Annotated in this window: 12 protein-coding genes; 7 read left to right on the top strand and 5 right to left on the bottom strand. The window is 57.6% G+C overall.

Annotated features, from left to right (window positions below; genetic code table 11):
• Nucleotides 1-103: 103 nt before the first annotated feature.
• Nucleotides 104-1897: a Na/Pi cotransporter family protein gene (locus GPK89_RS03525; protein WP_215691608.1), complete on the bottom strand. Its 1794-nt coding sequence runs from the start codon at nucleotides 1895-1897 to the stop codon at nucleotides 104-106.
• Between the two features lie 369 nt (nucleotides 1898-2266).
• On the opposite strand from GPK89_RS03525, the gene GPK89_RS03520 reads away from it, so the two are divergent.
• The 5 genes from GPK89_RS03520 (at nucleotide 2267) to phoU (ending at nucleotide 6788) form a co-directional block, all read left to right on the top strand.
• On the top strand, nucleotides 2267-3232 hold the full coding sequence (locus GPK89_RS03520) for a substrate-binding domain-containing protein (protein ID WP_215691607.1): 966 nt from the start codon (nucleotides 2267-2269) through the stop codon (nucleotides 3230-3232).
• A 128-nt stretch (nucleotides 3233-3360) separates the two neighbouring features.
• Entirely contained in the window at nucleotides 3361-4254 is an 894-nt protein-coding gene (gene pstC, locus GPK89_RS03515; protein WP_215691606.1) for a phosphate ABC transporter permease subunit PstC, read from the top strand.
• Nucleotides 4255-4309: 55 nt separating this feature from the next.
• Entirely contained in the window at nucleotides 4310-5155 is an 846-nt protein-coding gene (gene pstA, locus GPK89_RS03510) for a phosphate ABC transporter permease PstA (RefSeq protein WP_215691653.1), read from the top strand.
• Nucleotides 5156-5349: 194 nt separating this feature from the next.
• Nucleotides 5350-6102 carry a phosphate ABC transporter ATP-binding protein PstB gene (pstB, locus tag GPK89_RS03505; RefSeq protein ID WP_215691605.1) on the top strand — a complete coding sequence of 251 codons (753 nt, stop codon included), beginning with the start codon at nucleotides 5350-5352 and terminating at the stop codon, nucleotides 6100-6102.
• 11 nt (nucleotides 6103-6113) lie between these two features.
• The gene (gene phoU / locus GPK89_RS03500) at nucleotides 6114-6788 is read left to right on the top strand and encodes a phosphate signaling complex protein PhoU (RefSeq protein WP_215691604.1); all 675 of its coding nucleotides are present in this window, start codon (nucleotides 6114-6116) and stop codon (nucleotides 6786-6788) included.
• A gap of 310 nt (nucleotides 6789-7098) precedes the next feature.
• Here phoU and GPK89_RS03495 read toward each other — a convergent pair whose 3' ends face one another.
• The 4 genes from GPK89_RS03495 to GPK89_RS03480 form a co-directional block, all read right to left on the bottom strand.
• Nucleotides 7099-8550 (bottom strand): sugar transferase, encoded by a 1452-nt coding sequence (locus tag GPK89_RS03495; RefSeq protein WP_215691603.1) that lies wholly within the window; start codon nucleotides 8548-8550, stop codon nucleotides 7099-7101.
• 414 nt (nucleotides 8551-8964) lie between these two features.
• Nucleotides 8965-9906, bottom strand: a complete 942-nt coding sequence (locus GPK89_RS03490; RefSeq protein ID WP_215691602.1) for a DUF1848 domain-containing protein — start codon at nucleotides 9904-9906, stop codon at nucleotides 8965-8967.
• Between the two features lie 13 nt (nucleotides 9907-9919).
• Nucleotides 9920-10057: a hypothetical protein gene (locus GPK89_RS16580; protein ID WP_346344824.1), complete on the bottom strand. Its 138-nt coding sequence runs from the start codon at nucleotides 10055-10057 to the stop codon at nucleotides 9920-9922.
• A gap of 98 nt (nucleotides 10058-10155) precedes the next feature.
• On the bottom strand, nucleotides 10156-12078 hold the full coding sequence (locus GPK89_RS03480; protein WP_215691601.1) for a diguanylate cyclase: 1923 nt from the start codon (nucleotides 12076-12078) through the stop codon (nucleotides 10156-10158).
• 145 nt (nucleotides 12079-12223) lie between these two features.
• On the opposite strand from GPK89_RS03480, the gene GPK89_RS03475 reads away from it, so the two are divergent.
• Together GPK89_RS03475 and GPK89_RS03470 are read left to right on the top strand one after the other, a co-directional pair.
• Nucleotides 12224-13183: a glycoside hydrolase family 10 protein gene (locus GPK89_RS03475; RefSeq protein ID WP_215691600.1), complete on the top strand. Its 960-nt coding sequence runs from the start codon at nucleotides 12224-12226 to the stop codon at nucleotides 13181-13183.
• Entirely contained in the window at nucleotides 13114-13350 is a 237-nt protein-coding gene (locus GPK89_RS03470) for a hypothetical protein (protein ID WP_215691599.1), read from the top strand. Before GPK89_RS03475 ends, GPK89_RS03470 begins: the two co-directional genes overlap by 70 nt.
• The last annotated feature ends 76 nt before the right edge of the window (nucleotides 13351-13426 follow it).

The raw sequence follows: 13426 nt of genomic DNA, 5'->3' as shown, positions 1-13426 counted from the left end.
CCCGCGGCTTTGCGTGGCCGTCCGATAACGGGCGGCTGCTTTTCTGTTGCGGGCGGGGCATGCCCCGCCCCTACAAAAAGGCTTCCCCCTCGGGGAAAGGCTTTCAGCCTTCGGCCTGATTCTCCGCAGGCTCGGAATATGCCTCCGGCGGGAAGGTGTAGCGGCCACGGTATTTCTCGTAGCGCTGCTCAAATTTTACGCTGCCGCCGTGCTTGACGTTGGCAAGATACTCGTGGGTGTCGAACTTGTCCGCCGCAACCTCGATCATCGCGACCGCAATGTTCGAGCAGTGGTCGGCGATGCGCTCGTAGTTCGTCAGCAGATCATCCAGCACAAAGCCGTACTCGATGGTGCAGACACCGGCCTGCAAACGGGCAATGTGGCGGGTCTTGACCTCGCGCACCAGGCCGTCCACGACCTGCTCCAGCGGCTCGATCTTGCCGGCGGCGTAGGTGTCGCCCTTCTGGAATGCGTCCACCGTGCGGTTGACGATATCCTGCACGGCGGCTTCAAGAACGGACAAATCGTTGAGGGCTTCCTCGCTGAATTTGATGTTTTTCGTGCGGATCTCCTCGGCCGTTTTGATGATGTTCACGGCGTGGTCGGACACACGCTCAAAATCGCCGATGGTGTGCAGCAGCGTGTTGATGGTGCGGTTATCCTCGCCCGAAAGATGCTTGGCGCTCAGCTTGACCAGGTAGGTGCCCAGCACGTCCTCATAATGGTCAACAGCGTCCTCTTTGCGCAGGACTTCATCCGCAATGGCGTCGTTCCAGACGCGGGTGGTGGACATGGCCTGCAAAAGCGCGGTGCGGCAGATTTCCGCCATATCGCTGCCGGTCAGCATGGCGCGGCCAACAGCCACAGAGGGGGTGGTGAGCAGACGCTCGTCCAGCAGGGTGTTCTCCTGCTTTTTGTCGGCGGGGGAGTCGGGCACGGTCAGGATGGCCAGCTTTTCCAGCAGGCGGTTGAAGGGCAGCAAAATAGCGGTCGTTACCACGTTGAAAACCGTGTGAACGATGGCGATGCCGAAGGTGTTGGCGGTCTCGTTAAAGAAAGAGAATTGGATGAGCGCGTTCAGCCCGTAGAACCCGCACAGGAAGAGAATCGTGCCGATGACATTGAAATACAGATGGACAAAGGCGGTGCGCTTGGCGTTTTTGTTGGCACCGGCGGAGGAAATCAGCGCTGTGACGGTGGTGCCGATGTTCTGGCCCATGATGATGGGCACGGCGGCGGAGTAGGTGACCGCGCCGGTGCTGGTCAACGCCTGCAAGATACCGACGGAGGCCGACGAGGACTGCAAAACAGCCGTCAGCACTGCGCCCGCGATAACGCCGAGGATGGGATTTTTGAAGCTGAGGAACAGATCCATGAACCACGGCTCGTCGGCCAGCGGGGACATGGCATGGGACATCGTGTTCATGCCGGCCATCAAAATAGAGAAGCCCAGCAGGATTTTACCGACGCCGCGCTTGCGGTCCTTGCCGATCATATACAGCCAGATGCCGATGAAGCCGAGGATCGGGCTCCAGGCGGTGGGGTTCAGCATTTGGGTGATGAAGTTGTCGCCCTCGAGGCCGGACAGCGACAGCAGCCAGCCGGTGACGGTGGTGCCGACATTCGCGCCCATAATGACGCTGATGGCCTGGTGCAGTTCCATCAAACCGGAGTTGACGAAACCAACGGCCATAACGGTGGTGGCGCCGCTGGACTGGATCACGGCGGTGACGGCCATGCCGAGCAGCAAGCCGCGGATGGGGCTGCTGGTCATGGTGGACAGGATACCCTGTAATTTGCTGCCGGCGGTCTGCTCCAGCGCTTTCCCCATCAGGTCCATGCCATACAGGAACATGGCAATGCCGCCCATCAGGGTGAACACATTAAAAATGGTCATCCGGTGTTACACATCCATTCTCTTATTTTGTTTACACTATACCGCCTTCTATTATAATGTATGCGCGCAGGCTACACCACCACAGGAAAGTAAATGTTGTGTAAAATTTGTGTAAAGCCGCAGGGGGCGGGGTGCCCTCACCCCTCCGCCTCTCTTCCCATCCCGCACCCCCGCTGTTTTTGCATATTCTTTACAAACTTTACCGTTCCCACACAAAACCGGGGACATCTTTGCAAAAGCTTTACCGCGATTGTACCGTACCATGGTCGATACCCGCAAAAAAAGGCGGTACAATAGGGTCGTTCCGATGAGAACACACCCAAAACACTATACCAAAAACAATATTGGGGAAAAGGGAGAATACTTTACATGAAACGTACTTCTGCAATCGCTGCTTTTACCGCTGCCGCTCTGGCACTGAGCCTTGCCGCCTGCGGCTCCGCTGATTCCACCGCTGACACCGCCGTCGAGAGCACGGCGGCTTCCACCGAGGCTGTCTCCTCGGAGGCTGCTTCCGAGGCTGCCCCTGCCGAGAGCACTGGCGACTTCGACACCGACCAGGATATCACCGTCATCTCCCGCGAGGACGGCTCCGGCACCCGCGGTGCCTTCATTGAGCTGACCGGCGTTGAGGAGAAGAACGCCGACGGCAAGAAGGTCGACAACACCACCGAGGCAGCCGCCATCCAGTCCAGCACCAACGGTGTCATGACCGCTGTTGCCAACGATGAGACCGCTATCGGCTACATCAGTCTTGGCTCTCTGAACGACACCGTCAAGGCCGTTACGGTCGGCGGTGTGGCCGCCTCCGCCGAGACCGTCAAGGACGGCAGCTATGTACTGGCCCGTCCGTTCAACATCGTTACCAACGGCGATGCCACCGATCCCGTGGCCGTGGACTTCATCGCCTACTGCCTGAGCAAGGACGGTCAGGCACTCGCCACCGATAAGGGCTACATCGGCGAGGACGGCGCGGACTACACCTCCGCCCAGCCTGCCGGCAAGATCACCGTCGGTGGTTCTTCCTCCGTCTCTCCGCTGATGGAGAAGCTCATCGAGGCCTACAAGACCGTCAACCCCAACGCCGAGCTTGAGCTGCTGACCACCGACTCCACCACCGGTGTTTCCGGTGCGCTGGACGGCACCTACACCATCGGTATGGCCAGCCGTGAGCTGAAGGACTCCGAGGTCGAGGGCGGTGCCAAGGCTGCCGTTCTGGCACTGGATGGCATCGCAGTCGTCGTCAACCCCGCCAACACCACCGAGGATCTGACCGTTGACCAGATCAAGGGCATCTACACCGGCGAGCTGACCACCTGGGCCGATGTGCAGTAAAGTATAGCAGCACCGTAGGGGCGGGGCATGCCCCGCCCGCAGCGTACCCGTGACCGCGCGGTTATGGGAAGGCCGCGGGCCGGACATGTCCGGCCCCTACATGGCATATAACCAAAGGAGTATAGGAAATGACCTCCAAGCTAAAAGAAGGCGTCATGCAGGTAGTGTTCACACTCTGCGCCTGTGTATCCATTCTGGCAGTGGCGCTCATCTGCATCTTCCTGTTTGCGAACGGTGTGCCTACTTTGTTCAAAATCGGCCCGCTCAAGTTCCTGCTCGGCACCACCTGGAAGCCCGGCAACGATATCTTCGGCATCCTGCCGATGATCCTGGGCAGCATCTACGTCACGGCGGGGGCTATCCTCGTCGGCGTGCCCATCGGCCTGCTGACCGCCATTTATATGTCCAGGTTTGCCTCGCCCCGCATCAACAAAATCATGCTCCCGGCAGTGCAGCTGTTGGCGGGTATCCCGTCGGTCGTGTACGGCTTCTTCGGTATGATCGTGCTGGTGCCCGCCGTGCAGGCCATGGTCAAGACGCCCTTCTTCAAGACGGTGCTCCACGTCAAAAGCGGCAAGGGCATGAGCCTTTTCACCGCCGCCGTGCTGCTGGGCATCATGATCCTGCCCACCATCATCACGGTCAGCAAGACGAGCCTGGACGCCGTTCCCAACAGCTACTATGAGGGCAGCCTGGCCCTGGGCGCGACCCATGAGCGCAGCGTTTTCTGCGCGGTGCTGCCCGCCGCCAGGTCCGGTGTGCTGTCGGCGGTCATTCTTGGCATCGGCCGTGCCATCGGCGAGACGATGGCGGTCGTCATGGTCGCAGGCAACCAGACCTGGATGCCCAAGGGCCTGTTCCAGGGCCTGCGCACGATGACCTCCAACATCGTCATCGAGATGGGCTACGCCGCCGACCTCCACCGCGAGGCGCTGATCGCCACCGGCGTTGTGCTGTTCATCTTTATCCTGCTCATCAACCTCTGCTTCAGCCTTGTGAAAGGGGGCAGCGACCATGCCTGAGATCACCGCAACGCAAACGGCTGCCGATATGACCTACGCAAAACCCCATGAGTTCATGCCCAGCGGCAGGCAGAACCGCCGCGCCGCCCGCGCACAGGCTGCCGCGCTGCGGTGGCTGGTGCGGATCGCCGCCTTCCTGACGGCCGCCGTGCTGGTGTTCCTGATTGGCTACATCCTCGTCATGGGCATCCCCAACCTCAAGCCCGAGCTTTTCGCATGGGAGTATAACTCCGAGAATGTCTCGCTGATGCCCGCCCTCATCAATACCGTGCTGATGACCGCCTTCGCGCTGCTTATCGCCACGCCGCTGGGCATCTTTGCCGCCATCTGGCTGGTCGAGTACGCCCGCCGCGGCAGCAAGCTGGTCAAGGTCGTGCGCGTCACCACCGAGACCTTGCAGGGCATCCCGTCCATCGTCTATGGCCTGTTCGGTATGCTGTTCTTCGTCACCCAGCTGCACTGGGGCTACTCGCTGATCGCCGGTGCATTCACGCTGGCCATCATGGTATTGCCCGTCATCATGCGCACGACCGAGGAAGCGCTCATCGCCGTGCCCGACTCCTACCGCGAGGGCAGCTTCGGCCTCGGCGCGGGCAAGCTGCGCACAGTGTTCACCATCGTGCTGCCCAGCGCCATGCCCGGCATTTTGTCCGGTGTTATCCTCGCCACGGGCCGCATCGTGGGCGAGACTGCCGCGCTGATCTACACCGCCAGCTCGGTCGCCAAGATCCCCACCAGCGTATTCAGCTCCACCCGTACGCTGGCCGTGCATATGTACCTGCTCTCCAACGAGGGTCTCTACATCGGCCAGACCTACGGCACCGCCGTGGTGCTGCTGGTGCTGGTGCTGGTCATCAACTGCCTGTCCGGCTTTCTGGCCGGCAAGCTGGCGAAGAAGTAAAGCCGCCTGCGGGGCGTCGAGGACGCCGCCCCCTGCATACGCAGCAGCTTGTAGGGGCCGGGCATGCCCGGCCCTCGGCAGACCCATTACCGCTCTGCTTCCGTAAGGCTGAGGGCCGGACATGTCCGGCCCCTACGGCTCGGCAAAGGCATATATGCGGTCTATAAACAAAGATACAGCAAAGAGGTCATTTCATGAACAAATTTGAAGTCCGCGGCATGGATTTGTACTATGGCAGCTTCCATGCGCTGAAAAATATCAACATCGACATCCCGGAAAAGGAGATCACTGCCTTCATCGGGCCTTCCGGCTGCGGTAAATCCACGTTTTTGAAGAGCTTGAACCGGATGAACGACCTGGTCGAGGGCTGCCGCATCTCCGGCGATATCAAACTGGACGGCGTCGATATCTATAAGGATAAGATGGACGTCAACGTCCTGCGCAAGCGCGTCGGCATGGTGTTCCAGAAGCCGAACCCGTTCCCGATGTCGATCTACGACAACATTGCCTACGGCCCGCGCACCCACGGCATCCGCAATAAGGCGCAGCTGGACGAGATCGTCGAAAAATCCCTGCGCGGCGCGGCCATCTGGGACGAGGTCAAGGACCGCCTGAACAAGAGCGCACTGGGTATGTCCGGCGGCCAACAGCAGCGCCTGTGCATTGCCCGCGCCCTGGCGGTCGAGCCGGAGGTCCTGCTGATGGACGAACCCACCAGCGCCCTGGACCCCATCTCGACCTCGAAAGTCGAAGAACTGGCGACCGAGCTGAAAGAGAACTACACCATCGTCATGGTCACCCACAATATGCAGCAGGCCGCGCGTATCAGCGATAAGACGGCGTTTTTCCTGCTGGGTGAGCTGGTGGAAATGGGCCCGACCGAGCGCGTCTTTGCCACGCCGGTGGACAAACGTACCGAGGATTACATCTCGGGCCGTTTCGGTTGAGGAGGTTTACAATGGGTACAAGTGTACGCAAAATGTACGATGCGGAATTGTTGCAGCTGGACACGATGCTGGCCCGCATGGGCCACGCGGCGGGCGGCGCCATCGAGAGCGCCATGACCGCCCTGCGCACCGGCGACACCGAGCTGGCCCGCAGCGTGATCGCCCGGGACAGCGAGATCGACTCCGCCGAGCATGAGATCGAGCACCGCTGCTTAACGCTTTTCCTGCGGCAGCAGCCGGTGGCGGGCGACCTGCGCAAGGTGTCCACGGCCTTAAAAATGGTCACGGATATCGAGCGCATTGCCGACCAGGCCAGCGATATTGCCGAAATCACCCTGCATCTGCACCCTGAGGGGGCGCGCACCGTCGGCGTGCTGGATGATTTGTACACCATGGGCGATATCGCCCTGCGGATGGTCAAGGATTCCATTGCCGCTTACGTGCAGGTGGACCTGTCCACCGCAGCCCGGGTCATTGCCCGCGACGACGAGTGTGACGCGATGTTCAGCCGCATTTCCCAGGAAATTGCCGCCTACATCGCCGCCCACCCCGACGACGCCAGCACGGCGCTGGATCTGTTCATGATCGACAAATACCTAGAGCGCCTGGGCGACCACGCGGTCAATATCGCCGAGTGGGTCGAGTTCTTAAAGACCGGCGTTCACAAATCCCGCAAGATCGTGTAACGCGGGGCAAAACAAGCCATTCCCTTATTTTCCTATACCAACCAAAATGGGGCCTGCCGACCGGCAGACCCCATTTTGGCGTGGGAGGAAAAGGCTTCCCCCACGGGGGAAGCTGTCACCGAAGGTGACGGATGAAGGCAAGCCTTGCCGAGGCTGCACGCAAACAGACTGCGGCCGTGAACTTCCCCTTCATCCGTTTGAGGTCGGGGCCGCAGACACCTTCTCCCCAAAGGGGGAAAGCACAGACTGCCAAAGACTTCCCCGCAAAAAATCCCGGGCAGCTCACGGTGAGCCGCCCGGGAATGTGCTTTTATTTCGCGCCGCGCCCCGCGAAAACCACGTACACGGTCTTGAACAAAATCTTTACGTCGTTCCAGAGCGACCAGTTATCAATGTAGGTCACGTCCAGCTTGACGACTTCCTCAAAGTCCTCGATGTTGCTGCGGCCGCTGACCTGCCACAGGCCGGTGATGCCCGGCTTCATCGACAGGCGGCGCTTGTGGTGGCTCTCGTACTGCTTGTACTCATCCACCGTCGGCGGGCGGGTGCCCACGAGGCTCATGTCGCCGCGCAGCACATCAAAGAACTGCGGCAGCTCGTCGATGCTCGTCTTGCGGATGAACTTGCCCACCTTCGTCACGCGGGGGTCGTCCTCCATTTTGAACATCAGGCCGTTCATTTCGTTCTTGGCCATCAGCTCTTTCTTGCGTTCCTCGGCATCCATGTACATACTGCGCAGCTTGTGGATGTAGAAATACCGGCCGTTCAGGCCCACGCGCTTCTGCTTGAAGAAGAGCGGCCCCGGGCTTTCGATCTTCAGCGGGATGGCTACCACCGCAATGATGGGGATGCTGATGGCGCAGCCCACAATGGCACCGGCAATGTCCATGGCGCGCTTGGCAACGCGGTCCCGCAGCTTCGTTTCCACGGTGCCCATCGTCACGATGTTGCCCCCCGCGCAACGGCCCAGCGTGCGGCTCAGCCGTGCCGAGCTCGTCTCGTCGCAGCAGCGCGCCTCGATATGGTCCAGCAGCGGCAGCCGGAAATGCACGGTCAAGCCCATGCTCTCCATCTCTTCCAGGTAGGGGATGAAGCTCTCGCCGCTGTCTATCGGCACGTCCACATAGACCTCGTCCAGCGCCTCGCGCCGCAGCCAGGCCATGAAATCATCAAACGTTGCCTTGACCTCGACCCCGGCCACCCTGGTGCCGACGGTCTCGGGTGTGGCTTCCAGCAGGGCTACGCCGATGATACGGCGGGACCAGTCGCCCTGGATCTCGGCGATGAGCTTTTCGGCGCGGTCGCCGGTCGTCACAAAGCCCACAAGGCTCTCCGACCCGCGGCTGTGCTGCAATTTCAGCAGGAACTTCTTCAGCAGCCCATGGGTGATGGGCATGAGCACCACGTTCACAATGGGGACCATGACCGCAAAATAGCGGGAGTCCAGCAGCGTGGCTTTCGCCAGCACCAGGCAGGCCGCATTGACGACGCCGAGCACGACGTTGAATTTCAGCGCCAGAATGATTTCGTCGCCCTTGGAGCGGGTCACGATGTTCTGATCCTGATCAAAGCACAAAAACGTCAGCACAAAGGCCAGCAGCAGCAGGCAAAGCGCCTGGATCCAGTCAAAAGTTGCGTAATCCTGCAGCTTGTTGAACACGTTATCCGTGATAAGCCATGCCAGCACAACGCTGATGCCCGTGGTCACAAAATCGGTGAGAAACACATAAGCATACTGTAATTTTTCACGTTTGCTCGTCATATCGGTGAAGATTCCTCTCGTATATAGTGGCAGATGCCGCGCATGATAGCGGCGGCATACAATGCAATGACACACATATCACTGTATTTTATCACAAAACGAGACAATTTTCAACATAGTTCCGCTGAAGCGTAATAAATCTGTAAGAAATCGGGAAATAAGCGGCGTGTGTTTGTAGGGGGCGGAGCAGAACTCCGCCCCTATCGTGTTGTAAGGTGGCCGGTCCTCTGGCCGCCGCAGGCATTATTCAAACTCTTGGGCGGAGAGATTTATCTGGCTGTTTCTAGGTGCACATTTGTGCATTTTATTCGTCATATTCATCTTATTTCGCATTTTTTGTGTACCTCATCTAAAATTTTTAGAGCTAAAATGGAGCCAAATATACTCTTAAAAATATACGTTATAATAATGAACTCACATATCAAAAATACTTAGCTGTGTTTCTTTTAATGACTCAACTTTTCTAATCGTTATTTTGTCATCTTCTTGAACTTGCCCACATAGAAGAGGTGACGAAGAATCATATTTGGCAGCGTTTGTTTCTACACTTTTTGAACTATAATTTGCATAGCAATATGCACATCCATTTTTGCATGTATTATAAGTACCTATTTCAACGCTTTCAACGCATCCACATTCTTTGCGCTGATTTTTGTCTTTGCCAACATTAAGTTTACATCCGATAATTTTTTCAATTAATTCTCTATCTATGCAACAATTATGAATTATACCACATTCATCCAAATCTATTTTTTCTGCACAACTTCCAATCTTAATATTATTATCCGCAGCTATCTTACTTAATTTCTCAGCAAATTCCCGCAGCTCATCATCATTTAATTCATAACTTGACAATCCATCCATATTTTTTTGATTTTTAGGATACATATCAACAAAACTAATCACGCATTTTTCCGTGTATCCACTTAAAGCCTCAGCAATGCTTTTAAATGCCTTCAAATGATATTCTTTCGTATATCTATCAGAAAAGAATATAGGATCATATCTCCAAATCACTTTCTGCTTGCCAATTTTTTCTGACAGTTCTTGAAATACCGGAATCATTTCTGTTTTTTTATTTGGTAAATTAACCTCAACATCATTTCCATATCCAGTCAATGTGAATTGAAAATAGTAATTATAATCTTTTATCTCGTTTAACCTTTTCATCATTGGCAACGGATTCTTTGTCCAAAACACTATGCAATCTACAACATCTGGAGTGATTTTTATTTCACTTATCTGATGAGCATTCATCGGATTACGAACATATAAAAATCCTTCTTTTATTCTATTATAGAACCATTCTGAATAATAATTAGGAATATCAGTTCTTCTACTTACGCTTAATATCATCTAATTCACCCTTTCAAACATGGTTCTTTAATTCCTGTTTCTTTACAGAAACCTCTTCTCCAAGCTGTGCAACCACCGAAGATATTTCCCGCTTCTGGCTATCCAATTCAGCTACTTCCCTTGCCCGCTCTTTCTTTTCAAATTCAAGCACCGACAAATGTTTCTCATGTGTACCCTTTTGCAGCTATTCCACACCATATCGCTCCATGACTGTCGCAAGTTCCTGCTTCTCTGATGCAATCCACTGATTTAATTCGGTAGCACCTCGGTAACATCCTCTTTCAGCACGTCCTGTATCTCCACCAGACATTCCAGCAGCAGGGGATTGAACGTGCCGCAGTCGCCGTGCAAAATCATCTGTACAGCGGTGTCGGGGGCGTAGGCGGCCTTGTACACGCGCTTGCTCACCAGCGCGTCGTACACGTCGGCCATCGAGACGACCTGCGCCGAAATCGGGATGCGGTCCCCGGACAGGCCGTCAGGGTAGCCGCGGCCGTCCCAACGCTCGTGATGCCAACGGCAGATTTCATACGCGGTGCGCACCAGTGCTTCGCTGCGGTATATGCCCAGCTTGTCCAGCATATTTGCGCCGATGACCGTGTGGGTCTTCATGATGTTGAACTCCTCCTGCGTCAGGCGGCCGGGCTTGTTCAAAATCTTGTCGTCTATCGCGATTTTGCCGATGTCGTGCAGCGCCGATGCCAGCACGATCAGCTCCTGCTTCTCGGGCGGTAGGTCGTACTTGTCGGTTTTCTGGGTCAGGCGCTCCAACAGGCGCTGGGTCAGCGTGCCGATGTGCTGCACGTGCAGGCCGCTCTCGCCGTTGCGGAACTCAACGACCTCGCTCAAAATCGAGACCATCATCTGGGTGTTCTTCTCTTTCTCGCGGGTCTGGCTCGTCACCAGCGAGATGAGCCGCCGCTGCTTGGCGTAGAGCTTGATGGTGTTAAAGACGCGCCGGTAGACGATGCTCGCGTCAAAGGGGCGGCTGACATAGTCCGAGACGCCCATCTCGTAGGCGTGGCGCACGACCGGGTCGGAGTCCTCGCTGGAAATCATGATGACCGGGATATCCTCGATCCAGTGGTTGCGGTTCATGGCAGCCAGCACTTCAAAGCCGTCCATCACCGGCATGACGATGTCCAGCAGAATCAGCGCAATGCCGGTGCCGTACTGCTCCAGCATGGCCAGGCATTCCTCGCCGTTGGCGGCTTCCAATATATTGTAGTCGCTGCCCAGAATCTCCGACAAAATCGCGCGGTTCATCTCGGAATCATCAACGATCAGGATGTTCTGGCGGGTCTGGTTCTCGCGCCCGGCGGCGGTGCTGGCCCTGGGGGCGGCGGTGTCCTCGGTCACGACCGTGTTTTTGTGGTTCTTGGCCTGGTACATCAGCTTGTCGGCGCGGCCAACGGCGTGCTCCACCGTTTCGTCCGGCTGGGACATCACGCCGCCGATGCTGACAGAAAGCTGCAGACAGCTGTACCCCGGCACGGTGGCGGCGTGGATTTTCTTGCAGATGCGCTGTAATTTCGCGTTGAACGCGCCCCGCTCAATGCCCGGCAGCACCAGCAGAAATTCGTCGCCGCCGTAGCGGATCAGGCTGTCGCTTTTGCGGATGTTGGCGCGCACGACCTCCACGGCGGTGCGCAGGGCCAGATCGCCCGCGTGGTGGCCGTAGGTATCGTTGTAGAGCTTGAAGTCGTCCAGGTCCAGCACGGCCACACCGGCAGGGGCGGTCTTGTCCTTGAGCACATCCTCAAAATAACGGCGGTTGTAGCCGCCGGTCAGGGCATCGTGGTAGAGCTTGAAGTGGTAGCCGGTCACGCTGTCCATCAGGCGGTTGCTGTTTTCGGGGTCAATAAGGGTCTCGCTGTCCAGCTGCTGGATCAGCTCCATCACGCAGGGCTGGCCGTCCACCTCACGGTAGACCGCCGTGACCTGAAAGACCTGGCTGCCCATGTATTCCAGCTTGGTGCGCTGGGTGTGGTCGCGCAGGACCTGCGCCGAGATACAGTTCTGGCACTGGGTGTGCTTCTGCCAAAAGTCGTAGCATTTGCAGTAGTCGCTGAGAGTCTTGTCACTGCCGACCTGCGCAGCCTCCAACAGGCGCACGACCGTAAAAATCGTGCGGTATTGGGCCATTTCCTTTTCGACCTGTTCTCTGGTCATATTCTGCCGCCTTTTGTGGATTTATTGTGTTATATACTACAACAGTATAACATCGTGCGGCGAAAAATGTCAATTTGTTTGTGGCGATGTCGTACATAACCGTGGGCAGCGCCGCATAGGCTTGTACCGTGAGGGGGGACGACCTATGCGCCGAGTTGTATTCTATCTATTTATAATAGCTGTTTTTCTGGCGGCCCCGCTGGCAGCACTGCCCCGGCGGGGGGAGACTGCGCCCGCTGCCACCCCTGCGCCCACGGCCACGGCAGAGCCAACCGCCGCCGCGCCCTACCGCGCCGTGTGGGTCAGTTACCTGGAATGGCAGCAGGTGGATTTTTCCACGCCGGAGACGTTTTCTGGCGATATAGCGGTCATACTGGACAATATCCGGAACCTGGGGGCCACTGTCGTGCTGGCGCAGGTGCGGCCCTTTGGGGATGCACTCTACCCCAGCAGCTACTACCCGTTCAGCCACCTTTGCACCGGGCAGCAGGGGCGGGACCCCGGCTATGACCCGCTGGCCCTGCTGGTGCAGGCCGCCCATGACCGGGGGCTTGCACTGGAAGCCTGGGTCAACCCCTACCGCATCCAGGCTGGGCTGACCCCGGCGCTCTGCGGCGCCAGCCCGGCCAAGCTGCACCCCGATTGGGTCAAATACACCGACACCGGCGCGTACCTGGACCCGGCCAACACGGCGGTGCGGCAGTACATAGCCGACGCGGTGGGAGAGCTGTGCGCCAACTATGATGTGGACGGCATCCATTTCGACGACTATTTTTACCCCACCACCGACCCGGCCTTTGACGCGGCGGACTACGCGGCCAGCGGCACGGCGCTGACCCAGGACGACTGGCGGCGGGAGAACGTGAACGCGCTGGTGGAGCTGTGCCACGCCACGGCCCGGCGGTACGGCGTGCGGTTCGGCGTGGCCCCGGTGGGGGACCCCGAGCAGAACTACGCCCTGCAATACAGCGACGCGGCCCGCTGCGGGTGGAACTGGCCTTCAACGCGGGCTGCCGCGTCGAGAACGAGCATTTCATGCTCGAGGGCAATGACGGCGGCGGTGTCGTCGTCAAGGACGGCACGCTGGTCGCATCCAAGGGCGTGAACGGTATTTCGGTCGGCCCCTGCTTTGCCGAGCATAACTACACCGCCGGCAAGGAGGGCAGCATGGGCCGGATGGACGGCTGCTTTACCGCCTACCTGACCGCATACAGCACCTTTGACCGCACGATCTCCCTGCGCGCCGTGCCCAGCAAGTACGACCAGGCGTAAAAACTGCATAATTTACCCGAGCACCTGCCAGTTTTGGCGGGTGCTTTTTCTTTTTGCTGGAAAATATAACCTTTTG

It is taken from the genome of Gemmiger formicilis (genome assembly GCF_018784445.1).
Lineage (GTDB): Bacteria > Bacillota > Clostridia > Oscillospirales > Ruminococcaceae > Gemmiger.
The sequence above is the reverse complement of the archived record's forward strand: the minus strand, read 5'-3'. Positions and strand labels throughout refer to the sequence as shown.

Excerpts from the sequence above, each read along its gene's own strand:
- GPK89_RS03470 (WP_215691599.1), top strand. The coding sequence starts at position 13,114 with ATGCTCGAGGGCAATGACGGCGGCGGTGTCGTCGTCAAGGACGGCACG.
- phoU (WP_215691604.1), top strand. The coding sequence starts at position 6,114 with ATGGGTACAAGTGTACGCAAAATGTACGATGCGGAATTGTTGCAGCTG.
- pstA (WP_215691653.1), top strand. The coding sequence starts at position 4,310 with ATGCCCAGCGGCAGGCAGAACCGCCGCGCCGCCCGCGCACAGGCTGCC.
- pstB (WP_215691605.1), top strand. The coding sequence starts at position 5,350 with ATGAACAAATTTGAAGTCCGCGGCATGGATTTGTACTATGGCAGCTTC.
- GPK89_RS03475 (WP_215691600.1), top strand. The coding sequence starts at position 12,224 with ATGCGCCGAGTTGTATTCTATCTATTTATAATAGCTGTTTTTCTGGCG.
- GPK89_RS03495 (WP_215691603.1), bottom strand. The coding sequence starts at position 8,550 with ATGACGAGCAAACGTGAAAAATTACAGTATGCTTATGTGTTTCTCACC.
- GPK89_RS03520 (WP_215691607.1), top strand. The coding sequence starts at position 2,267 with ATGAAACGTACTTCTGCAATCGCTGCTTTTACCGCTGCCGCTCTGGCA.
- GPK89_RS03525 (WP_215691608.1), bottom strand. The coding sequence starts at position 1,897 with ATGACCATTTTTAATGTGTTCACCCTGATGGGCGGCATTGCCATGTTC.
- GPK89_RS03490 (WP_215691602.1), bottom strand. The coding sequence starts at position 9,906 with ATGATATTAAGCGTAAGTAGAAGAACTGATATTCCTAATTATTATTCA.
- GPK89_RS03480 (WP_215691601.1), bottom strand. The coding sequence starts at position 12,078 with ATGACCAGAGAACAGGTCGAAAAGGAAATGGCCCAATACCGCACGATT.
- pstC (WP_215691606.1), top strand. The coding sequence starts at position 3,361 with ATGACCTCCAAGCTAAAAGAAGGCGTCATGCAGGTAGTGTTCACACTC.